Origin of the sequence: Hymenobacter sp. NBH84, assembly GCF_014217645.1 — a bacterium.
Lineage (GTDB): Bacteria > Bacteroidota > Bacteroidia > Cytophagales > Hymenobacteraceae > Hymenobacter > Hymenobacter profundi.
In genome coordinates, this window is sequence record NZ_CP043644.1 from 3370793 (window position 1) to 3394205 (window position 23413).

A 23413-nucleotide genomic window follows, 5' to 3' on the forward strand; every position below is an offset into this window, starting at 1 on the left:
GCTAGACGCTATTGTATCGCGCCCGACTGACTTTTCAACTCCAAAGCTCAGCAGAAGGTTGGGCCGGGCCCCGTTAAAAAAACCAACTACCGCGCTTTCCCCGCGGCCGTCTGCAACGTCACTTCCCCATTCTTCACCCCTTTGGCGGTAGCCTGCACGCGCACGGTACCAGGCTTGCCTGTCGTTTGCACAATGGCGACCAGCTGTCCATGAAACGCGTGCATCTGCGGCGCCTGGAACGACTCCAGCGAGGTAGGGTCGCCGTTGCCGATGGCCCGGAAGCTGCCCGCGCCGCTTACTTTGAAACGCAGCTGTTCGGTGGCATCGGGGCAGAGGTTGCCCTGGGCATCTTCTACCCGGGCGGTGATGTAGGCCTGGTCCTGGCCGTCGGCGATGAGCTGGGTGCGGTCGGCTACTAGGCGGATGTGGTGGGGTTTGCCGGCGGTGCGTACGGTTTCTTCGGCTATGGCTTTGCCCTGGGCATCGTAGGCTACCACTTTGATGCTGCCGGGCTGGTACTGCACGTCGTTCCACATCAAGCGGTTGCGGGTGCGCAGGTCGGCGGTATTGGATTTGGTTTGGCGGCCCATGCTCTTGCCGTTCACAAATAGCTCGGCCGAGGGCGAATTGGTGTAGCAATACACGGGCGTGGTCTGGCCTTCGCGGCCGGGCCAGGTCCAGTGCGGCAGCACATGCAGGGTAGGCGCTTGGGTGTTCCAGCGGGCGCGATAGAGGTAGTACCGGTCTTTGGGCATGCCCGCTAGGTCCAGAATACCGAAGTAGGAGCTGTGCGAAGGCCACGACTCGTCGTAAGGCGTGGGCTCGCCCAGGTAGTCGAAGCCCGTCCACACAAACTCACCGGCCACATAGGGTAACGTGTCCTGGGCGGCAAACTCGATGTCCGGAATTTGCGACCACACGCAGTATTCCACGTCGTAGGACGACGACTGGTTATCGGGGTATTTCTTCTGTTTCGCCAGCTCCACCGGAAACTTGTACTCGCCCCGCGAGCTAACGGTAGAAGCGGTTTCGGAGCCCAGCAGGTATCCCTGCGGCAGCTTGCTGTTGGCCTCGGGGTAGCGGTGGGGCTTGTAGTTGAAGCCCGGTACATCGAGCACCGAGGCGAAGTTGTTTTTGATGGCATCGTCGATGCGGTCCATGCCGGCCGTGACGGGGCGGGTAGGGTCCTCGCGGTGCACAATGTCTTGCAGACGCTTGGCAATCTTGTTGCCGCCGGGCGCGCTCTGGTCGGGCACCTCGTTGCCGATGCTCCACATAATCACCGAAGGGTTGCTACGGTATTGGTGCACCATATTCACAAGGTCCTTCTCGGCCCACTCGTCGAAATACTGACTGTAGCCGTTTTTCACCTTGGGCGTTTTCCACTCATCAAAGGACTCTACCATCAGCATGAAGCCCATTTCGTCGCAGAGCTGCACCAGTTCCGGCGCGGGCATGTTGTGGGTGGTCCGGATGGCATCGCAGCCCAAATCTTTCAGCAGCACCAGCTGCCGGCGCAGAGCGGCCGTGTTTACGGCTGTGCCCAGTGGGCCCAGGTCGTGGTGGTTGCACACGCCCTTAAACTTGCGCGGCTGCCCGTTCAGGGAGAAGCCTTTACCGGCCTCAAACTTAAATGACCGAATGCCAAACGGCGTCTTGTACTCGTCTTTCAGCACATCACCCGCATACAGCTTGGAGGTAGCTGTGTAGAGGGTAGGCGTTTCCGGCGACCAGAGCTTAGGCGCTTTCACCACCAAGTTTTGTTCGAACTCCTGCTGGTCAGTGGCCGCCAGGGTAGACGAGGTAGTAGCCACCACCTGCCCGGTGGCGTCGCGCACTTCGGTTTCCAGGCGCAGCGGCTGGAAGGTGTTGCCCGGCGTTTCTACCTTGGTTTTCAGCTTGACTTTGGCAAACTCCGTGTTGATTTCGGGCGTGGTGAGGTAGGTGCCCCACACCGGAATGTGCACGTCGTTGCTCACGATAAGGTGCACGTTGCGGTACAGCCCCGCCCCTGGGTACCAGCGCGACGACTCCGGCTGATTTTCCAGGCGCACGGCCAGCGTGTTGTTGCCGCCAGTTTGCAGGTAGTCGGTGATGTCGAAATAGAACGAGTTGTAGCCATAAGGCCAGCGGCCAACCTCCTTGCCGTTTATGAATACCTGGGCATTGCTCATTGCCCCATCAAACAGTAGCACCGCCCGCTTGCCGGCCCCAAAGCCCGGCACCTCCAGTTGACGACGGTACCACCCTACCCCCACAAAGGGTAGGCCGCCCGTGCGGCCGGTTTTCACCGTAGCCTGCTCCTCTTTGTTCTGCTCAATCTTCACTTGCTGCTTATCGTTGTCGGCGCCGAACGGGCCGTAGATGGCCCAGTCGTGCGGTACACTGACGGTCTGCCACTTCGCGTCGCGGAAGGCTGGGGCGGCGGCGTTGGCGACCTCGCCTTTTGTAAACTTCCAGTTATCGGTCAGGAGGTAGTCGTGGTGTTTTTGAGCAAAGCCAGGGACGGACGCAGAAGCAAACAGCAACAGAAAACCCGCTGCGAAAGCGGGGTAATGGAAACGAGGCATATGGACTAGGTCAGTTTAGACAAACGTTTGCGTAGCGCAAGGTAGGGGAAATCGGGCGGTCCGTTTGCACCAATGCCTCTTGCTAGAATGGATTTGCAGCGCATCTTTCATAGTTTGATAACACGCAAGCCAACTTTTCGTCGTAGCTTTGTCCGGCAATAAGTAGCACCTAACCTTCTTGTTGCCATGGCCGACTACGCTGCCAAAATTGCCTTCGAGGCCCTTACCTACGATGACGTCCTGCTACTTCCGGCCTACTCCGAAGTACTGCCCCGCGACGCCGACACCAGCTCCCAGCTCACCCGCAACATTCGCTTAAACCTGCCCTTTGTTTCGGCGGCGATGGACACCGTGACCGAAGCCGATATGGCTGTTGCCATGGCCCAGGAAGGCGGCATTGGCATGGTGCACAAAAACATGAGCATCAAGGCGCAGGCTGAGCTGGTGCGCCGCGTGAAACGCTCGGAAAGCGGCATCATCCTCGACCCCTTCACGCTGGAAGACACCGCTACCCTCGGCGACGCCAAGCAGATGATGCGCGACAACAAGATTGGCGGCATTCCGATTGTGGACGATCAGCGCCGCCTCAAAGGCATCCTCACCAACCGCGACCTGCGCTTTGAAAAGGATATGAACCGCCCGGTGTCGGAGGTAATGACCCGCGAAAGTCTCGTAACGGCCGCCGCCGGCACTGCCCTCAGTATTGCCGAAGAAATCCTCCAGGATTCAAAAGTGGAGAAGCTGCCCGTGGTAGACAAGGACGGCAAGCTGGTGGGCTTGATTACCTACCGCGACATTCGCAAGCGCCGCCGTTCGCCTAACGCCTGCAAAGATGAGTTCGGCCGCCTGCGGGTAGGCGCCGCTGTGGGCGTGACGGCTGATTTGCTGGACCGCATTGCGGCCCTAGTAGAAGCCGGCGTAGACGTGGTGAGCGTGGACACCGCCCACGGCCACAGCAAAGGCGTGCTGGACGCCGTGCGCAACATCAAGCAGCAGTTTCCTACCCTCGAAGTCATTGCCGGCAACGTGGCTACCGCCGAAGGTGCCCGCGCCCTAGCCGATGCTGGTGCCGATGCCGTGAAGGTAGGCGTAGGTCCCGGCTCCATCTGCACCACCCGCATTATTGCCGGTATTGGCGTGCCGCAGCTCTCAGCAGTATTGGAAGCGGCCCGTGGCCTGGAAGGCACCGGCGTCCCGCTGATTGCCGATGGCGGCATCAAGTTTTCGGGGGATGTGGTGAAGGCCCTGGCAGCTGGCGCCTCTACCATCATGGTAGGCTCCCTGCTAGCCGGCACCGAGGAGGCACCCGGCGAAGTGACGCTGTTTGAAGGCCGTAAGTACAAGAGCTACCGCGGCATGGGCTCGGTAGAGGCCATGGAAGACGGCTCGAAAGACCGTTACTTCCAGGATGCCGAGGCCGACGTGAAAAAGCTGGTGCCCGAGGGCATTGTGGGCCGCGTGCCCTACAAAGGTCTGGCCGCCGAGGTGCTCTACCAGCTGGCCGGTGGCCTGCGGGCCGGTATGGGCTACTGCGGTGCCCCCGATATTGCTACTCTGCAACAGGCTCGCTTCACCCGCATCACGGGCGCAGGCCTACGCGAGTCGCACCCCCACGACGTGCAGATCACCCGCGAAGCACCGAACTATAGCAGCCGGTAAGCAAAAGCAGTACGCTGCGTTACAACATTATTTCGACCAGCGGGAGAAATCTCGCGTGCCGTACTAATTCAATCATCAGAAAATTAGTGGGAGCACGCGAGATTTCTCCCGCTGGTCGAAATAATGTTGTATTGCAAGTGTCTACCACCTGCCAATTGCACTCTTGCGGTTGAGCTTCCACTTTCGCGATATAGCGTCTATACTTGCACTAGCAAATCGCTCATTAGTTTAGCAGCCCGGTAGCATCCCGCGTCCGATTTCGGCGCGCTGCGTATCTTGTCGGCCCTTTCGCTATTGCCACTCCGCTGCGGCGCACGGCGTAGTTCTACCTTGTTTTCACTGTATGTCTCTTCGCCAGAAGCTGCAAGCTGTCATCCTACCCCTCACTATTCTGAGTTGGTTGGTGCTGCTGTACTGCACGCTCCTGACCGCCAGCCCAGAGCTGGCTACCCAGTTAGGGCGCCCGGCGCCCTGGCTCACGCTGATGTCGCAGGCGCTTTTTGCAGCGGGCGTGTTTCTCTACCAGCGCAATCGTCCCGACCCGCTCCGCGGCACCGATTTCACGGGGCTGCTGCGGCGGCTGTTGTTGGGGCCCGGCATCCTGGCCAGCGTTTGTGTGGGATTGCACCTGCTGGAGCGCTTCATTCAGGCCGAAGCGCCTACCAATGACCGGGTCTTTTTCGCGGTTATCTATACCATTAACCTAGCGCTGTTCATCGTCTTTCTGGCCAGTACCAACTACACATGGCGGTCGTTGGTCCTGTTTCGGGCGCCTACCCACTTGCGGCGCGAGTGGCTGTGGTTTGAGCTGTTATTGGGCGGTACACTGTTGTTTCGTCTACTGAACTGGGCGCCCACGGGCCTGCTTGCCTACCCCGTGATGGGTGGCTTGGCTTTGTTTGGCATCTACCTCAGCGGCAACCAGAAGTGGGTAGCCTACCTCAACCGTCGCCAGAAATGGGAAGTGGTGCTGTTGCAGGCAGGCTTGCTGCTGTGCATGGGGGTGTTTGTAGTGTACTTCCTGCGCATCGAGCACGACCCCAAGCTGGTAGCGCCCGCGCCCCAGCACGCGTTTTTGATGCTCACCGTTTTCTTCGCCGCGTTCTATTCGCTGGTAGGGCTACTGGTCACGTTTTTCAACCTGCCTACAGCGGGTGTGTTTGAGCAGAAACGCGAGGAAATCCTGAGCCTGCAACGCCTCACGCAGCTGATCCAGAAAGGCCAAACCGAAAAAGAAATCTACAGCACCTTGTTCGACTCGGCAGTGCAAACGGTGGGCGCCGATGCCGCTTGGTTGACCCTGGATACCCCCACAGATGGCTACTCAGGCAAATATTTCAATATTGAGCAGGAGCAAAGCGCTGCCATTCACAGCCTGCTCACCGATTACAACCTAGGCCACATTGAGTATCTCAACAACGATCTGGACAATAGCAGCGGCTTTCGTAGCCTGAAGCTGCCGTTTTCGTCTATGATTGTGATGCCGTTGCGCTCTACCAAGCGCCGCTATGGCTCCCTGTATATGCTGAAGGACCAGCGCCACGGCTTCGACCGCGAGAATCTGGGCATCCTACAAACTTTCACCAGTCAAACGGTACTCAGTATCGAAAACCTGCAACTGCTCCAGGCGTCTATTGAAAACGAGCGGGTACAAGAGGAGCTAAAGATTGCCTCGGCCGTACAGGACAGCCTGATTCCGAAGACCCTACCTACCGACAACTGGTTTGAAATCAGCTCCTTTGCCTTGGCAGCCAAAGAGGTAGGCGGCGACTTTTACGACTTCTTACACCTGCCAGGTAGGCGCCTAGCCATTTTGGTAGGCGACGTATCGGGAAAGGGCGTCACGGCGGCCTTTCACGTGGCGCAGATGAAGGGTATCTTCCACGCGCTGATGCAGGAAAACCCTCTGGCTCGCAACGACCGGGAAAAATTCCCGGTGCCCAGCCGTTTCATGTCTCAGGCCAACACCGCCCTGATCCACTGCCTGGAAAAGTCATCTTTTATCACTGCTTCGCTCTATATTATTGATTATGAGCACGGTGGATTTGTATTTGCGCGCGCTGGCCACTGCCACACGCTCTATTATCACTCTATCAAGGAAGAGGTTTCCTACTTCCGCACGGCGGGCCTGGGCTTGGGTATTATCCGTAACGACTCTTACGAGAAACACATCAAAAATCAGTTCTACGATTACAACCCCGGCGACGTAATGGTAGTATATACGGATGGTATCGTGGAGGCGCGTGGGGAGAATAAGGAGGAATATGGGGAAGAGCGGTTACAGCGCGTACTGGAGCGCACATACTACCTGGAAGCGGAGGAGATTAAACAACATATTTTGAGCGACTTAGCTGAGTTCAGCTATGGTCAGCCCGTGCACGACGATCAGACGTTGCTGGTGATTAAATTCAAAGCTGTTCAACCTGATCCGCACTCCTAACGTAGAGCCGAGGCATGAAAATAACGCAACAAGCCACTGATACATCGCTCACCCTGAATCTCGACGGTGAGCTGGACGCTAGCTCGTCTGTGATTCTGGATACGGAGCTGTCGAAATCGGAAGTTCTGGACTATCAAAAAATATTAATCGACTGCCAACGACTCAATTATATCTCTTCGGCAGGGCTGGGCGTTTTTATATCCCACTTGCAACGGCTGCAAGATGCCAACGTGAAGCTCATTTTCTACAACATGCAGGAAAAAGTGCATAACGTATTCGAGATTCTGGGCCTCGACTCGCTGATGACGATTGTACCCACACAGGCAGAAGCCGTTGCTATTTAACTTGTTTTGTCGACGGACGCTGCTTTCATGAAAAAAGATATCCGCATTAGTTGTAGTAGAGAAAACCTGAAGGTTGTGCGCGACTTCGTGAACGACTATCTGGCTACCTACAACTTGTCGGAATTACAGCTAAACCAGATTATACTGGCTGTCGACGAGGTAGTAGCAAATCTGATTATTCATGCCAATGGGGAAGATGAATCCCGCTCGTTGTGCCTGAGTATCAACTTCGTAAACCATGCTGTGGATATTTCTATTGAGGACAGTAGCCCGATATCTTACCGGCCTTCTACGTTCCGCGAGCCGGACATGAACGAGCATGTGCGCCTGGGCAAAAAAGGCGGGGTAGGCATGGCACTGGTCAACCGGATTATGGACAGTGTGGAGTTCACTACCTCCGGTACATACAACGTTTGCCGGCTGCACAAGCGCGTTTCCTGAAGAAAAACAGTCGAGTTTAGCATAAGAAGGCACCTTTCGCGGGGTGCCTTTTGTTTTGCGCCCGCGGGTGCTGCCCTCCACGGGCTGGGCAGGAAAAAATCCGTAAAATTGCATCGGTCCTTTCCTGCGCAATGGCGTAGGGTGTCTGTTTTAGATTTATTGCTTTTATGCCTAAACGCATTCTGTACGCCGGCGCTGCCTTAGCACTACTGGCCGGCTGCCAGTCTACCAAAACCACGTCGGCAACCAAACAACCCGTTGTTGAAACGCTGGGAACGCACCCGGTACCCGCCTCGGAGTTTGCCTACGTATACCGCAAAAACAACAGCACAGCCCCCGATTTTGGTACCCGTGCGGGTGTGGATGAGTATCTGAAGCTGTACACTAATTTCAAGCTGAAGGTGCTCGATGCCGAGCAGCGCGGCCTGGATACCACCCAGGCGTTCCGGCGTGAGTTGGATGGCTACCGGCAACAGCTGGCCCAGCCCTACCTCACCGAGAAAAGCGTGACCGACCAGCTCGTGCGCGAGGCCTACGACCGCCTGAGCAAGGAAATCAACGCGTCGCACATCCTCATCAGAGTAGCACCCGATGCCGCGCCCAAGGATACGCTGGCAGCTTACCAGAAAACGCAGGCCCTACGCCAGCGCGTGACCAGCGGCGGCGAGGACTTTGAAACGGTGGCCCGCCAGACTTCGGAAGACCCTTCGGCCCGCGAGAACGGTGGCCGTCTGGGGTATTTCACCTCGATGCAGATGGTGTACCCCTTCGAGTCGGCGGCGTACAAAACGCCGGTAGGGCAGGTATCGGAGCCGGTGCGCACGCGCTTTGGCTACCACCTCATCAAGGTGAACGACACCCGGACGGCGCAGGGCGAAATCAAAGTAGCCCACCTCATGATTCGGGCCACGCCCAACATGCCCGCCGCTGATTCGGCCACGGCCAAAAAGAAAATCGACGAGCTGTATAGCCGCCTGCAACGCGGCGAGAACTGGGACAAGCTAGTAGCGCAGTTTTCGGAAGACGCCGGCTCGGCACCCAACGGTGGCGAGATTCCCGCCTTTGGCGCGGGCCGCATGATTCCGAGCTTCGAGGAGGTTGCCTTCAAATTGCAGAAGCCAGGCGACCTGTCGCGGCCCGTGCAAACGCCTTACGGCTGGCACGTTATCAAGCTGATTGAGAAAATGCCGGTGCCTTCGTTTGAAGCCATGCAGCCTACCCTCAAGAGCAAGGTAGCCAAAGACTCGCGCTCCGAGTTGAACCACGCGGCTTTCTTGAAGCGTGTGAAAACTGAGAATAAGTTTGACGAGAATAAGGCTGGAAAAGAATACGCTTTTGCAAAGGCTGATACAGCCTTGGCGAATGGCCGCTTCAAACACGTGAGCATGCCCGTAACGAAGGGAAAAGGTAAGCCATCTACTAACCCTACCCTATTCACCATTAATGGCAAAGCCTACCCCGCCACCGACTTCTTGGCCTACGTGGAGCAGAGCCAGCGCCCCCGCCCCGGCGATGAGCCCCAGCACGCCATGCAGGTGCTCTACGACCAGTACGTAGACCAGAGCCTGACCAACTACGAGCGCGACAACCTGGAAAGCAAGTACGAGGACTACCGCATGCTGGTAAAAGAATACCGTGACGGTATCCTGCTGTTCCAGCTAATGGACGAGAAAGTATGGTCCAAGGCCATTGACGATTCCGTAGGCCTACAAAAGTTTTTCACCGAGCACCAGCAGGACTACCAGTGGGCGCCGCGCGTGCAGGCAACGGTTATCAACGCCGCCTCACCGGAAGTCTTGAAAGAGGCCCAGCAGTCGCTGCAAGTAGGTCGCTACCAAATCATGACTGACAAGCTGCCGAAAGCGGTTGATTTTAAAGCCGGTTCGGCAGAGCTCACTTCAATGGCTCAAGCAAGCCTTAATCAGCTAGCTGATCGGTTGCTGACTGACACTACTTTGGTATCCACTGAAGTAGTGGGCCATATAAAGCGCGGTGAAAAGTCTGCGCTAGCTCGCCGGCGCGCTGAGCAAGTTGTTGCCTACCTCACCTCCCGAGAAGTACCTGCCAGCCGCCTACGTGCCACAGCCAATTCAAAACCAGCGACAGCAACTGTTGCATTTGCTCAAAGCAGCAACAACCCCGCTATGCTGGAAGCTATCCTCAATCAGAAAAACCCATTGGGGGTAAAGATTCAGCAGCGCACGTTCCAACAGGGCGACAGCAAAGCCGTGGACCAGGTAGCGCAGCGCGGTCCTGGCACCTATCCCGTGCAGTTAGATGGCCGCTACTACTCCGTTATCATCAAAGAACAACTACCGGCCGGCCCCAAGAAGCTGAGCGAAGCCCGCGGCCAAGCCACTTCCGACTACCAGAATTACCTGGAGCAACAGTGGATTGAGCAGTTGCGGACGCAATATCCGGTGCAGCTCAACCAATCGGAAGTCGATAAGCTGGTGACCAAATAGACTTCGGATGAGCGCAGGTTTTAACGGATTTCACGAATTTTGTAGAGGACGTTGGGGCTAGCGTATGCAACGCTAATAGGTCTTTGCGGTATCCGCAGCAAGTAGGGTAGCCCCAATGAGCTGGCACAGCTGTGAGGCGCTGCCCCACTCCGCCCACAAAATCCGCTTTCATCCAAAAAATCCGTGATTTATGTTGAAATTTACGCGCTGCTTTTTGCGTTGCTGGGTAGTGCTGTCCGACTGGCAGGTGCCAACACCGGACCTATTTTCTTGCTGCATGACTTATTTTTTTCGTTTGCCGATGCGCGTAGCGCTGCTTAGCCTCGGTTTACTGACGGGCATCGTCACCTCTGCTTCGGCCCAATTAGGCATCGGCCGACCCGTAGGTCGCACGATAGTGGATGGTATTATCGTAAAGGTGGACAACCAGATTATCCTGAAATCAGATCTGGATATAGTATATGCGCAGGAGGAAGCCCGCGCCGAGGGTAAGGCCTTACCGCTTGACTTGCGCTGCAAAATCCTGCAACAGATTGTGATGAACAAGCTGATGCTAGCCAAGGCCGAAACCGACTCGGTAGTGGTAGAAGAGGCCAAGGTCAACGGCGAGTTGAATCGCCGTATGGCCTACTTCGTGCAGCAAATTGGCTCTGAGAAAAAGCTGGAAGAGTATTACAACAAGCCCCTGAAAGCTCTCAAGGACGACCTGCGCCAACAGGTGAAAGACCAGTTGACGCAACAGGAAATGCAGGAGCGGATTGTGGGCAAAGTAACTGTGACGCCCCGCGAGGTGAAGCAGTATTTCAACCGCATTCCCAAAGACAGCCTACCTTATTTCTCTACCGAGGTGGAGGTAGGGCAGATTGTGAAACTGGCCCAAGTGAACGACAAGGCCAAGCAGGAAGCTATGGCCAAGCTAAACGATCTGCGTGCCCGCATCCAGGGCGGCGAGAGTTTCGAGGAGCTGGCCAAGCAGTATTCGCAAGATCCTGGCTCGGCGGTGCAGGGAGGGTATCTGGGCTTTTTCAAGCGCAAGGAGCTAGTACCTGAGTACGAAGCGGCCGCCTTGCGCATGGAGCCAGGGCAGTTGTCGCCGGTGGTGGAATCGCAGTTCGGCTTTCACCTCATTCAGTTAATTGAGCGCAAGGGCGACAGCTACAGCACGCGCCACATCCTGCTAAAGCCCGAAACCGGCTCGAAGGACGTGAGCGTGGCAGCGGTGCAGCTAAACAAGTTACGCACCCGTATTCTAGCCGACAGCCTTACGTTTGCCAAAGCTGCCAAAGATGAATCAGACGATAAAGCCACTAGCACCAGCGGCGGCCTGATCCAGAACCAACAGAACGCCAGCACTTATATCCCGTTGGATAAAATTGACCCCGCTATCTTCTTCACCATTGATACGATGAAGGTAGGTAGTATTTCGCAGCCCCTACCCTACCGCACCGAAGATGGCAAGGACGCCATGCGCCTGATCTGGCTGAAGTCGAACACGCCGCCTCACCAAGCTAACCTCCGCGACGACTACCAGAAAATTGCGCAGGCTGCTCTCAATGAAAAGAAAAATAAGGCACTAGACGAGTGGTTTGAGAAGAACCGCACCACCGTCTTTATCGACGTAGACCCACAGTACGACGAGTGCCGGCTGCTGCAAAGAACGCTATAGTGATGCGTGAATGCCTGATGCGTTAACGTGCTGATTGAAGTATATACTCGGCATAGTAGCGCATCAAGCATCAGTATATCAAGCAAAGCTCAGCCTATCCATAATCCCTACATCAGCAAATCGACCTATGCCTTTCGCCTCCGATAAAGAAGCCGCCGATGCGCTGGCGCAATCGTACCATAAGCTGCGGCAGGAAATCGGTAAGGTAATTATTGGGCAGGATGAGGTGGTGCGGCTGGTGCTGACTGCCGTGTTTGCCCAGGGACACTGTCTCTTAGTGGGCGTGCCGGGCCTCGCCAAAACGCTGCTCATTCACACCATTGCTGAGTCGCTGGACCTGTCGTTCAATCGCATCCAGTTCACGCCCGACTTGATGCCCTCCGACATTGTAGGTTCGGAAACAATGAACCAGCAGCGGGATTTTCATTTCGTGCAGGGTCCGATTTTCGCCAACATTGTGCTGGCCGATGAAATCAACCGCACGCCGCCTAAGACCCAGGCGGCGTTGCTGGAAAGCATGCAGGAATACGCCGTGACGGTGGCCGGCAAGCGTTACGCCCTCGACCGTCCGTTCTTCGTGCTAGCTACCCAAAACCCGATTGAACAGGAAGGCACCTACCCCCTACCCGAGGCGCAGCTCGACCGTTTCATGTTTAACATCGAGTTGGGCTACCCTAGCTACGAGGAAGAGTTGCAGGTAGTAAAAAATACCACCAGCGACCGGAAAGCTACCGTAAGCAAGGTACTACACGCCAGTGAAATCCAAGCCTATCAGCAGCTTGTGCGCCGTGTACCCGTGGCCGATAACGTGGTGGAATATGCTGTGAGTCTGGTGCACAAGACCCGCCCAAATACCAGCCGCGCCGCAGCCCGTGTGAATCAGCTACTGGAGTGGGGCGCCGGTCCACGTGCTTCGCAGCACCTGATTGTGGGTGCTAAGTGTAATGCCTTGCTCAACGGAAAATACTCGCCCGATATCGAGGATGTGCAGGCGGTGGCCCTACCCATCCTGCGCCACCGTTTGGTGCGCAACTTCAAAGCCGAAGCCGAAGGCATCAGCATCGAGCAAATCATCAAGGAAATTCTGTAGCATTGTTGAAGTTTAGGGCATCAGTGGTCAGCTAAGCTCTGATTATAGGCCAATTCTCAACAGCCACCATTTACCATTCAATACTTCTACCATGGAAGTTTCTGCGTACTACCAGCAGTTCGAGCGTAACGTCAATATTATTCTAGATGCTCTGGCTGCGGGTCTCGATCTGCGCACTACGGCGCTGGCTACCTCTCTCCCGCTGGAAGTATACGTGCTCTGCGAAGTGCTGAACCAGGGTGGCACGCAGTACCGCCTCACTACCGATGGAGTAGGCCGCCTAGCCGAGTTTCAGCAGCAATACATGCAGCACGAAGACCAGACGGAAGCCACCATGCGTCGCCTCCTAGAGGACAAGAAAGCCTATATGGCCACACCCGAAGGCCGTGTGCTGCTCAAAGAAATGCTGATTCGCCGGCTGGAATACTTCAACGAAGCCGCCCGCCAAGTGAACATCATGCGCACGCAGCACGCCCTGGGCAGCCCCGCACAATACAAAATTGCGGATTAGTAAGGATTGTCTTTGTAAAGACTCAATTCGATAAGGTACAAAAGCAAAAAGGCTTGCCAATGGCAAGCCTTTTTGCTTTAAGAAACTGTGAGCGTCAATCGGCTACAAAATCCGTGAAATCCGCTAAAATCAGTGTTAATCCGTAATCATGCTAGCTGCGTCTTGCGGACGCACTTCGGTGTTGCCATCTTTGGTATGTTCGACGGGTAGGACACCGATAGGCTCCTTAGCCAAGTCGCTAGGCACCTCGTCGCCGTGGGGGCCTTTAGAGACGGTAACGCCGCCATCCACGAAATAAATGGCGCCGGTAACGTAGCTAGCCTCATCTGATGCCAGAAAAGCATACACATTGGCTACCTCCTCGGTGGTGCCGCGCCGACCCATGGGCACGCCTTGTACGGTGAGCTTTTCCATTTTAGCATTCATCGGGCCGGTTTCTTTGTGTGTCCAGGCGGTGTCGATGGGGCCGGGACCTACAATATTGGAGCGCACCCCAAATTTGGCCTGCTCCACGGCTACGCCTTTTTGAAAGGCGTGTATGAAGCCCTTAGTACCGCCGTAGGGCGTGTTCTGTGGTTCGCCCATGTGTCCCGCCTCCGAGCCTGCCGATACGATATTGCCCCGCGTTTTTTGCAGGTGCGGAATAGCAGCCCGGGTCATCATAAAGTTTGAGTAGATGTTGTTTTTGATCATGTACTCAAACGCCTCCGTTGGGTATTTATCGATGGTAGAAGTGGCCGGAAACACCCCGGCGTTGTTTACCAGAATGTGTAGCTCCTGATACTCTGCCAGCGCTGCCTGCACGCAGGCCTCTGCCGTTTGAGGGTTCGATAAGTCGCCAGTGAAGGTAATGGCACGGCCACCGGTGCGAATAATCTCTTCCGCTACCTCGCACACTGGATCTTCCGCAAAGCCTGCTACCACCACAGCAGCACCTTCTTTCGCAAATTTTTTAGCAATGGCTTCACCAATCCCAGCGCCACCGCCCGTTATGATGGCCACTTTGCCTGCAAGTCTTCCTGTCATGTCCGTAAATAAAGCTGATAAGCACTGCTACCAGCAGGTGTATAAATGAGTTATTTGCCTTTCTAGAAACGCCCTACTCTACGCGAGGTTAAGGCAGTCAGGCAAAACATTTTGTCATCCCATTGCCTGCTTTTACGTAAGCTCATCAGCGTTTTACTTCCTTGTATGCCTGTTGCTGCCACGCTGTTTGTTGCGCCACCCCTCACTACGGTCACCACTGCGCGCCTCACGCTCCGTCCGTATGCTCCTACCGACGAAGCGGACTTTTTTGCGCTGCTCGACCAGGAGCGCAACCGCCTGCGCCCTGCTTTCCCGGCCCGCGTAGCTGCTACCACCACTCCTACTGATGCGGCCCGGGTACTAGCCACTTTCCTGAGCGACTGGCACTCCGACCTGCTGTATGTGCTCGGTATCTGGCATACGGCCACCGCTGCTTACCTGGGTGATATCAGCCTGCGCCCGCAAACGGGCCGCACCCGCACCGCCGAAATTGGCTACTACCTTGCCCAGTCGGCCGAGGGCCACGGGTACGCCCGCGAGGCCCTGGCCGCTGCCGTGCAGTTTGGCTTCGACGACCTGCAAGTGGGTACTTTTTCCATTCGGTGCCGGGCAAACAACTCGCGTAGCTGCGCCGTGGCCCAGGCGGCAGGATTTCGGCAGTTGCCTACCCGCACACGACTGTGGCCTTTGCGCAAGCACGATGCGGAGGGAGAGATTTTATACTATAGCTTATCTCAGGCTACCGCTCCTACCCGGTAGTTGCTACTTGCCTACCCGTTCGCGGCGGCTGATATTGCCCAGCAGCCATTCCTGCCGGAAATTCAAATAAATACCCGCCGCGAAGTCCGTCTTTTTTTCCTTGAAATCATGCACTGGCTCTACGCGCACGGTAATAGCCGCCGCTTCGCCCAACGAAAAATCCCGCATCAAGCGCAAAATCAGAATACGACGGTGCGGCTCGATATACGTTGGGCTGCCCACTGAGCGGGAAGCCGACTGGTACAAATCGCCACCCAGCGGCGATAGAAACCGCTGGCCCTGCCAGTAGCTCAGCATCACGTTGAGGTAGCGCGTCTCGGCGGTGGCATTGAGGTAGAGCCCATTGCCACGCCGGTAGGGCAGCTGGTACGTAAACGACTTGTCGTAATAGCCTGTGCCGTAGGCCTGCACCCGAAATGCCGTGGTAGGGTGGGTAGGAAGCTGATAACGCGCCTCTACCCCTGTAGCTCCGTTGAACAGCGTCTGCAACGGCCGGTCAATGGTGTCGATTTGCCCGCCCCGGTGGGTGGCGGTGAATTGCAGAGGTAGGGACACCGTCACGGGGCTACTGGCGCCGGTGAGGCGCACCGAGCCACTGAGGCCGCCCGCAATTTCTTCCTGATAATTGCTGTACCGATACTGCTGCCGTTGCCAGTCCACCCACACGTCTAGCCCTACCCTATCAGAAACATAGCGATACTGCAATCCTTCCTCCAACGGTTTTAGGATTACGCGCTCAAAATTGAACAGCGGCTCGATGTAGCCGTGGTTCAAATGCGGCCGAATGTTTCCAAAAATAAACTCGCTGTTGCCCTTGGTATAAGTAGCCCGAAAAGTAGGACGCACCTGTCGCAGCCGGGCGTTACCAAAGTCTTTCCACAGAAATACACCGCCTTCCAGCCGCAAATTAGCTGTAGGATAATACACGAGCTGTGGGTTCAACTGCGTGCCAAATAGCGTATATCCCTCGATAATGCGGTTGAAATACTCGTTATCCTTGAAAAACGTGAAGGAGCGCACGGATAGTTGCAGGTCGCCGGCGGTGTTTTCTTCTTCGCTGGAAGAAGCCTGCTGATTGAAAGTTAACTCGCTTTTTTTGCCTGGTTCAGTATTTGTGAATGCCCGATTATCTAGCTGCGCTTGCACCGCATGCGTGCTAACTAGCAGACCGCCAACAGCTAATATATTTAGTAAATAATTTCTCATATATTTATCGGCACAACGGCACGAAAAGCCAGGGTCGGGTGTTAGAAAAAGCTGCCCCAAATAAGCGCCGTCACGGGTTTCACCGTGCAGCGCTGAGCTTGCTGGGCAGCCGGAAAAAGCATAATTTTCACCAAACGTAAGTACTTTTTATAACCTACCCTCACATGGCTGCAACCACAGAGAAAGTCGTCGCCGATCCGGCCGCTGAAAAAAGAAAGGCCCTGCAACTCACGATGGAAAAGCTGGACAAGTCGTTCGGCAAAGGCACCGTGATGAAGCTCAGCGACAATAAAGTTGTCGACATTCCGGCTATCAGCACTGGCTCCTTGGGCTTGGATATTGCACTGGGCATTGGCGGCCTGCCTAAAGGTCGTATTGTTGAGATTTACGGCCCTGAATCGTCGGGTAAGACTACCCTCACGATGCACTGCATTGCGGAGGCACAGAAGAAAGGCGGCATCGCGGCTTTCATCGACGCCGAGCACGCCTTTGACAAAGGCTACGCCGAAAAGCTAGGCATTGACACCGAAAACCTGCTCATCGCCCAGCCCGACAATGGCGAGCAAGCCTTGGAAATTGCCGACCAGTTGATTTCCTCCGGCGCCATCGACATTATTGTAATTGACTCCGTAGCTGCCCTGGTGCCGAAAGGTGAACTAGAAGGTGATATGGGTGACTCGAAAATGGGTCTGCACGCGCGTCTGATGTCACAGGCCCTGCGGAAGCTCACTGGTACCATCAACAAAACTGGCTGCTGCTGCATTTTCATCAACCAGTTGCGCGAGAAAATCGGTGTGATGTTCGGTAACCCCGAAACCACCACTGGTGGTAACGCCCTGAAATTCTACGCTTCTGTGCGCCTTGATATCCGTCGCATCGGCCAGATCAAGGAAGACAAAGACAACATCACCGGCAACCGCACCAAGGTGAAGGTGGTGAAGAACAAGGTAGCACCACCCTTCAAGGTGATTGAGTTCGATATTATCTATGGCGAAGGCATCTCCAAAATCGGTGAGATTCTGGACCTAGGCGTAGATATGGGCATCATCGCCAAGTCGGGCTCGTGGTTCTCCTACAACGGCGACCGTCTCGGTCAGGGCCGCGAAGGCGTGAAGACCATTTTGCACGACAACGAGGAGCTGGCCAACGAAATCGAGAACAAGATTCGTCAGATGGTGAAGGGTGAGCCCGAGGCCGCTCTGGCTGCCATCCCCGAAGACCGCACGGTGGACGAGGACGACGAAGTACTGGCCGAGTAGGCATTGTTCCTACCCTAGCTTGAATTGCAAAGCCCCATAGCCGTTGGTTATGGGGCTTTTTCGTATTCTGCCGCATTTTACTACTATGCTCCTCAAGCTCAGGTGTACTTAGCTGGCGGCGCGTTCGTATGTTGTGTAGCTTTGCTGGCACCGCTTTTGAATACGTACCAGCTGAAACAACCCCGCCGTTCCGTATGTCCCGTCGCTGGTTTTACTACGTTTGTCTGCTTCTTTTCGCTGGTGTAGGCCTTTCGGCTTTTCAACCAACGGAGGCTACCCGTATCGTATCCAATAGCAGCTTCACTCATGGCGAAGTGCTCAGCTACAAGGTACACTATGGTCTGATTAACGCTGCCGAGGCCACTATTGAGGTAGCCGATAACATTCACCGCGTGAACAACCGGCCGTGCTACCAGGCTACTGTTACGGGACGCACGCTGGGCTCCTTCGATTTTTTCCTGCGCATCCGGGACACCTGGCGCTCCTACATCGACACGGCTTCCATCCGGCCGCAGCGCTTTTTCCGCAACATCGAGGAAAACCACTACCGCAAGCGCGAAACCGTGGACTTCGACCATACCCGCGCCGTAGCTTCCGTCGAATCGTATAAAAAAGATAAGAATGATGTAAAACGCGGTACCTTTAAGGTGCCAAGCAATGTGCAGGATATTGTGAGCGGGGTTTATTTCCTGCGAACTATTAATTTTGACCAGCACCGACCCGGTGAGGTTATCCGGGTGCAGGGCTTTTTCGACGACGAAGTGTTTAGCATGGACGTTATCTACAAAGGGCGCGAAACGGTGGAAACCAAAGCAGGCATTGTGCGGGCGCTTCGGCTGGTGCCCAAGATGCCCAGCAATAAACTTTTTCGCGGCGAAAACGCCATTTCGGTGTACCTCTCCGACGACCGCAATAAAATTCCGGTTCTGATTCAGGCCGAAATGTTTGTTGGCTCTGTGAAAGTGGATATGTATAAATACCAAGGCCTCAAAAATCGATTGAACTTAGTGGCCTCTAATTGATTGTAAGGAAAAGCGACTCCGTTGGGGGTCGCTTTTTTTGTAGCTCGGCGGCGCAAACGGCCCGTCGAGTCTGTTTCACTTTTTAATGCTCCCCTCCCTTGGCATCAACGGTTAAGACACTGCCAGCTCGCAAAAACGTCCTTTCTCCTCCTACCTCCCACCGCCGCGTTGGCCTGTCGGCCCGCGTTCTGTTCTACCCCAAACCGCCTCGCCCTGTGCACGCTACTTCTGCTTCCAACGCCTATCGCATTCTCGTTGTTGACGACGACCCAGACATTGTTGAGCTACTGGAGTACAACCTACGCAAAGAAGGGTACGAAGTAGCTTCGGCCGCTGATGGCCGCCAAGCGCTGGAAATCGCCACCGATTTTGGTCCTGACATCATTCTGCTCGACGTCATGATGCCCCATCTGGATGGCATTGCCGCATGCCGCCAGCTACGCGAGCAGCCGCGCTTCAAGGATGCCTATATTATCTTCCTGACGGCTCGCGCCGAGGAGTTTTCGGAAGTGGCTGCATTTGAGGCCGGCGCCGACGACTTCATCAACAAGCCCATCAAGCCGCGTGCCCTCATGAGCCGTCTGGCCGCCTTCGTGCGCCGCGACCAGGATCCGCAGCAGGTTAGCGCCACCATCGAAATCAACGGCCTGACTATTGACCGCACGGGCTTTGCCGTGTACCAGGATGGTCGCAAAATCATTCTGCCTAAGAAGGAATTTGAGTTGCTGGCGTTCCTAGCTGCTTCGCCCCACAAAGTGTTCAACCGCGACGAACTTCTCCAGAATATTTGGGGTAACGACGTATTTGTGCTGGCCCGCACCGTGGATGTGCACGTGCGTAAAGTGCGTGAGAAGGTAGGCGACCACCATATTCAAACCATCAAAGGGGTAGGGTACAAATTCAACGCTGATTAGCGCCTCCCGCAAAGCCTTTTGCTAGAACGTCATGCTGAGCGCAGCGTAGCGGAGTCGGAGCATCTTTCTTGATAGTAGTTCAAGTCACAGGAATTATTATCTTAAGTACAGATGCTTTGCCTCCGGTGCGCCGCGTTCAGCATGACCCATTTTCAACCACTACCTATCCTATATCTTTTCCTTTGAAACTCAATCTGTCCTCACGTACTATTGCTATCCTCATTTCGATGCTCGTGGCTGGTGTGCTTACGGCCTTGGCCGTTTACGCGCCACAGATGGAGTTTCGGGAAGCATTCTTAACGGCGGGCATTACAGTAGCAGCTTGTTTTCTGCTGGTTTACTTATCGTTTGAAGCGCTGATCTTCCGGGAAATCAATACCATTTATTCAGGTTTGGAGATGATCAAGCGCAAGGAATTGCGCAAACTCTCCAATAAATTTCTGTTTCGGCCCGAGCCCCTGAAGCGCCTGCGCGACGAGATTTTGCAAATGGCTGCTCGCAAGCAGCAAGAAATCGACGAGCTAAAACGCTTGCAAGTGCTGCGCCGCGAGTTCCTAGCCGATGTATCGCACGAGCTGAAAACGCCCATTTTTGCCGCGCAGGGCTTTGTGCACACGATTCTGGACGACGACGAAATAGACGAAGTAACCCAGCGAAAATTTCTCTCCAAAGCCGCCAGCAGCCTCGATGCCCTCAACGACCTGGTGCAGGACCTAGTCACAATTTCACAGCTGGAGAAAGGCGTGGTGCAGATGCGCCGCCAGCGTTTCAACGTAGTACAGCTGGTGCTCGACATCTTTGAGCAGCTAGAGCTAACGGCCGCTCAACGGAGCGTAACGCTGGAGCTACTCCCCCCTACCCTCGCCGATGCCGAGCTACTGGTGCTAGCCGACCGCAACCGCATCCGCCAAGTGCTCATCAACCTTATCGACAACGGCATTAAGTACGGGCAGGAGAGAGGCCACGTATCCGTACACCTCTCAGAAACCGCCAAAACAGTGCGTATTGCCGTGCACAACGATGGGGAGGGCATTGCCAAGCAGCACCATCACCGGGTTTTCGAGCGATTCTACCGCATCGAGAAAAGTCGTTCGCGCAACTCGGGTGGCACGGGCTTAGGCTTGGCTATCAGCAAGCACATTGTGGAAGGCCATAAGTCGGTGTTGCGCCTACACAGCGAGCCGGGCCAGGGCACCACCTTCGAATTCAAGCTACCAAAGCCCAAGTTGCGACGCCCCGTAAAACAGCCGGAGCAGGTAGACTAACACGGATATGCGCGCTTCCCGCTACCTTCGTAGTGTAATGAAGCATATTGATTTTCAAGACCTGATTCTGTTTGAGGACGAGGACTACATCGTCATCAACAAGCCGCCGTTTCTGGCTACCCTCGACGAGCGGTTTGGCGGTGCCAACAACATTCTGCGCATGGCCCGCGAGTATGCCAATGATGTGCAGGCCTGCCACCGCCTCGACAAAGAAACCTCGGGTGCACTGGCGCTGGCCAAGAACCCAGCCGCCTACCGCCACCTTTCCATGCAGTTTGAAAACCGGGAGGTGGACAAGCTCTACCATGCCGTGGCCTGGGGTGTGCATCACTTCGATAATCTACTAGTAGATCGTAAAATCGAAACCACTTCGAAGGGCAAAGCCCGCCTCGCATTCAAAGGCAAGCCTGCCGAAACCTATTTCACTACCCTCGAAGCCTTTGCCCGCCATACGCTGGTGCAGTGCGTACCCGTCACCGGCCGAATGCACCAGATTCGTCTGCACCTGATGTTTTTGCAGGCTCCCATTATAGGCGACGGCTTGTATGGCGGCGAAGACTTCTATCTGTCTTCACTCAAGCGCAAGTTCAACGTGAAAGAAGGTGAGGAAGAACAGCCATTTATTAAGCGCTTTGCCTTGCACGCCCGGCAGCTCACCTTTGCCAAAATGGACGGCGAACGTGTAACTCTTGAGGCCCCCTACCCTAAAGATTTCCGGGTATTGGTGGATACGCTACGGCAGTATCAGTAGCCATCAGCGGCTTAGCGAACTGCTTAAAAAGTGCTCCTGTGTGCAGCGCTATGGCTTTCACACACAAAACTTTATAGCATCGTTTGCTTCCTGCCCGAAAAACGGTAACTTTGTGTCCGTTTTTCCCGAGCCGTATTCGGTTCATGCCTCATTTTCAAACGTTTACTCAACTCATCAATGGATCATCTGAGCTTCAAGACGATTTCCGTCAACAAAGCCAACGCCAATAAGGGCTGGGTCGTGATTGATGCTGGTGACGCTACGCTGGGCCGTTTGGCCAGCCAAGTTGCCAACATCCTACGCGGCAAGCACAAGCCCTCGTTCACGCCCAACTCGGACTGCGGCGACAACGTTATTGTTGTTAACGCTGACAAGCTGCGCGTTACGGGCAAGAAGCTGACCGACAAAATCTACATCACGCACTCGGGCTACCCCGGCGGTCAGAAGCGCATCAACCTGCGCGATAAGAAAGCCAAAGACTCGACTCGCGTAATCGAGCACGCCGTGAAAGGTATGCTGCAAGGCAACCGTTTGGGTTCGGAGCAATTCCGCAACCTGTTCGTGTATGCCGGCGCCGAGCATCCCCACGCAGCACAACAGCCTAAAGCTGTTGATCTTAAGCACCTGTAAGCCATACAAGGCTTTCCTTTTTCTCTAATCGTATTCTATTAATGGAAATTTCCAACACCTCTGGTAGAAGAAAAACCTCGGTGGCGCGCATTTATATGCAAGCCGGGCAAGGGAATATCACTATCAATGGCCGGGACATGAAAGCGTACTTCGGTAACGAGCTCCTGGAAAATATCGTGAACCAGCCTTTGGCGACGGTCGAGCAAGTCGGCCAGTACGACATTAAGGTGAACGTGCGCGGCGGCGGCATCTCGGCTCAGGCTGAGGCTATCCGTCTGGCCATCTCGAAAGCCCTCGTAGGCGACAACGCAGAGGTTCGTCCGGCGTTGAAGAAAGAAGGCTTCCTGACCCGCGACCCGCGCATGGTGGAACGCAAGAAATTCGGTAAGCGCAAAGCTCGTCGTTCGTTCCAGTTCTCGAAACGCTAATCTTCCAGAGGAATTCCTATCATGGCTCAGACCACCACATATAAAGAACTGCTTGACGCAGGTGCCCACTTTGGTCACCTTACGCGCAAGTGGGACCCGAAAATGGCGCCGTACATCTTCATGGAGAAGAACGGCATCCATATTATCGACCTGAACAAGACCCTCGTTTCGTTGGATCAGGCAGCTGCTGCTATACGTCAGATCTCTAAGTCGGGCCGGAAAGTACTGTTCGTAGCTACTAAGAAGCAAGCGCAGGAAATCGTAACGGAAGAGGCTAAGCGCCTCAAAATGCCGTACGTAACCGACCGTTGGCTGGGTGGTATGCTCACCAACTTCGCTACTGTTCGCAAGTCGCTGAAGAAAATGAGCACCATCGACAAGATGGTGAAGGAAAACACGGCTTACGCAGCACTTGCTAAGCGTGAGAAGCTGATGATGTCGCGCGAGCGCGAGAAGCTGGAGCGTGTATTGGGTGGCATCGCCGACCTGAGCCGCCTACCCGCTGCGCTGTTCGTAGTTGACGTGAAGCGTGAGCACATTGCTGTGAAGGAAGCTCAAAAGCTGAACATTCCGGTATTTGCTATCGTGGATACCAACTCCAACCCCGAGTTGGTAGAATTCCCTATCCCAGCTAACGACGACGCCTCGAAATCAGTATCGCTGATTATCGGTGTTATCGGCAAGGCCATCGAAGATGGCTTGTCGGAACGGAAGGTAGACAAAGAAGAGTCTGACCGGAAGCAGTCGGAAGACGAAGGCATCCAGGAAAAACAAGCTGCCGACGAATAGGCTCTGGCCCATTGATTGAGTGAGAGGGAACATGCGAAGCACTCGGCTCCGGTGTTCCCTCTTTCTTTTGGGTAGGCAGCCTGTTGCATGTGTCGATATGGCAGACTCCGGGTGCTTTGCAAGACTTTTGCACTACCTACTTAGAACACGCACCCAAAGTGCAGTTCATTTACAATAG

The 23413-nt window shown here is 55.2% G+C and carries 20 protein-coding genes; 17 read left to right on the top strand and 3 right to left on the bottom strand.

Features of this window, described 5'->3' with window-relative positions:
• Nucleotides 1-86: 86 nt before the first annotated feature.
• Complete coding sequence (gene galB, locus F1C16_RS14085; RefSeq protein ID WP_185281273.1) at nucleotides 87-2570, bottom strand: beta-galactosidase GalB; 2484 nt, start codon at nucleotides 2568-2570, stop codon at nucleotides 87-89.
• A gap of 186 nt (nucleotides 2571-2756) precedes the next feature.
• On the opposite strand from galB, the gene guaB reads away from it, so the two are divergent.
• The 8 genes from guaB (at nucleotide 2757) to F1C16_RS14125 (ending at nucleotide 13186) form a co-directional block, all read left to right on the top strand.
• Nucleotides 2757-4229, top strand: coding sequence for an IMP dehydrogenase (guaB, locus tag F1C16_RS14090; protein ID WP_185281274.1), 1473 nt, complete (start codon nucleotides 2757-2759; stop codon nucleotides 4227-4229).
• Between the two features lie 343 nt (nucleotides 4230-4572).
• Nucleotides 4573-6669: a GAF domain-containing SpoIIE family protein phosphatase gene (locus tag F1C16_RS14095; RefSeq protein WP_185281275.1), complete on the top strand. Its 2097-nt coding sequence runs from the start codon at nucleotides 4573-4575 to the stop codon at nucleotides 6667-6669.
• A 14-nt stretch (nucleotides 6670-6683) separates the two neighbouring features.
• Nucleotides 6684-7013, top strand: a complete 330-nt coding sequence (locus F1C16_RS14100) for an STAS domain-containing protein (protein ID WP_185281276.1) — start codon at nucleotides 6684-6686, stop codon at nucleotides 7011-7013.
• Between the two features lie 27 nt (nucleotides 7014-7040).
• The gene (locus tag F1C16_RS14105) at nucleotides 7041-7454 is read left to right on the top strand and encodes an ATP-binding protein (protein WP_185281277.1); all 414 of its coding nucleotides are present in this window, start codon (nucleotides 7041-7043) and stop codon (nucleotides 7452-7454) included.
• Nucleotides 7455-7621: 167 nt separating this feature from the next.
• Nucleotides 7622-9919, top strand: coding sequence for a peptidylprolyl isomerase (locus F1C16_RS14110; RefSeq protein ID WP_185281278.1), 2298 nt, complete (start codon nucleotides 7622-7624; stop codon nucleotides 9917-9919).
• 277 nt (nucleotides 9920-10196) lie between these two features.
• Nucleotides 10197-11585, top strand: coding sequence for a peptidylprolyl isomerase (locus F1C16_RS14115; RefSeq protein ID WP_243900406.1), 1389 nt, complete (start codon nucleotides 10197-10199; stop codon nucleotides 11583-11585).
• Nucleotides 11586-11712: 127 nt separating this feature from the next.
• Nucleotides 11713-12675, top strand: coding sequence for a MoxR family ATPase (locus F1C16_RS14120; RefSeq protein WP_185281279.1), 963 nt, complete (start codon nucleotides 11713-11715; stop codon nucleotides 12673-12675).
• A gap of 91 nt (nucleotides 12676-12766) precedes the next feature.
• Nucleotides 12767-13186 (top strand): hypothetical protein, encoded by a 420-nt coding sequence (locus F1C16_RS14125; protein ID WP_185281280.1) that lies wholly within the window; start codon nucleotides 12767-12769, stop codon nucleotides 13184-13186.
• A 135-nt stretch (nucleotides 13187-13321) separates the two neighbouring features.
• Here F1C16_RS14125 and F1C16_RS14130 read toward each other — a convergent pair whose 3' ends face one another.
• Entirely contained in the window at nucleotides 13322-14212 is an 891-nt protein-coding gene (locus tag F1C16_RS14130) for an SDR family NAD(P)-dependent oxidoreductase (RefSeq protein WP_185281281.1), read from the bottom strand.
• A gap of 165 nt (nucleotides 14213-14377) precedes the next feature.
• On the opposite strand from F1C16_RS14130, the gene F1C16_RS14135 reads away from it, so the two are divergent.
• Nucleotides 14378-14971, top strand: coding sequence for a GNAT family N-acetyltransferase (locus F1C16_RS14135; protein ID WP_185281282.1), 594 nt, complete (start codon nucleotides 14378-14380; stop codon nucleotides 14969-14971).
• Nucleotides 14972-14974: 3 nt separating this feature from the next.
• On the opposite strand, the gene F1C16_RS14140 is transcribed toward F1C16_RS14135, so the two are convergent.
• Nucleotides 14975-16117: a hypothetical protein gene (locus F1C16_RS14140; protein ID WP_185281283.1), complete on the bottom strand. Its 1143-nt coding sequence runs from the start codon at nucleotides 16115-16117 to the stop codon at nucleotides 14975-14977.
• A gap of 224 nt (nucleotides 16118-16341) precedes the next feature.
• Here F1C16_RS14140 and recA point away from each other — a divergent pair, with 224 nt between their 5' ends.
• The 8 genes from recA (at nucleotide 16342) to rpsB (ending at nucleotide 23235) form a co-directional block, all read left to right on the top strand.
• On the top strand, nucleotides 16342-17436 hold the full coding sequence (recA, locus tag F1C16_RS14145) for a recombinase RecA (RefSeq protein WP_185281284.1): 1095 nt from the start codon (nucleotides 16342-16344) through the stop codon (nucleotides 17434-17436).
• 194 nt (nucleotides 17437-17630) lie between these two features.
• Entirely contained in the window at nucleotides 17631-18458 is an 828-nt protein-coding gene (locus F1C16_RS14150) for a DUF3108 domain-containing protein (RefSeq protein ID WP_185281285.1), read from the top strand.
• Nucleotides 18459-18673: 215 nt separating this feature from the next.
• Nucleotides 18674-19372, top strand: a complete 699-nt coding sequence (locus tag F1C16_RS14155) for a response regulator (protein WP_185284345.1) — start codon at nucleotides 18674-18676, stop codon at nucleotides 19370-19372.
• A 182-nt stretch (nucleotides 19373-19554) separates the two neighbouring features.
• Entirely contained in the window at nucleotides 19555-20637 is a 1083-nt protein-coding gene (locus tag F1C16_RS14160; RefSeq protein WP_185281286.1) for a cell wall metabolism sensor histidine kinase WalK, read from the top strand.
• A 37-nt stretch (nucleotides 20638-20674) separates the two neighbouring features.
• Nucleotides 20675-21388 carry an RluA family pseudouridine synthase gene (locus F1C16_RS14165; RefSeq protein ID WP_185281287.1) on the top strand — a complete coding sequence of 238 codons (714 nt, stop codon included), beginning with the start codon at nucleotides 20675-20677 and terminating at the stop codon, nucleotides 21386-21388.
• Between the two features lie 177 nt (nucleotides 21389-21565).
• On the top strand, nucleotides 21566-22018 hold the full coding sequence (gene rplM, locus F1C16_RS14170; protein WP_185281288.1) for a 50S ribosomal protein L13: 453 nt from the start codon (nucleotides 21566-21568) through the stop codon (nucleotides 22016-22018).
• Nucleotides 22019-22059: 41 nt separating this feature from the next.
• Nucleotides 22060-22446: a 30S ribosomal protein S9 gene (gene rpsI / locus F1C16_RS14175; protein WP_185281289.1), complete on the top strand. Its 387-nt coding sequence runs from the start codon at nucleotides 22060-22062 to the stop codon at nucleotides 22444-22446.
• Nucleotides 22447-22467: 21 nt separating this feature from the next.
• Nucleotides 22468-23235, top strand: a complete 768-nt coding sequence (rpsB, locus tag F1C16_RS14180) for a 30S ribosomal protein S2 (protein ID WP_185281290.1) — start codon at nucleotides 22468-22470, stop codon at nucleotides 23233-23235.
• Nucleotides 23236-23413: the final 178 nt, after the last annotated feature.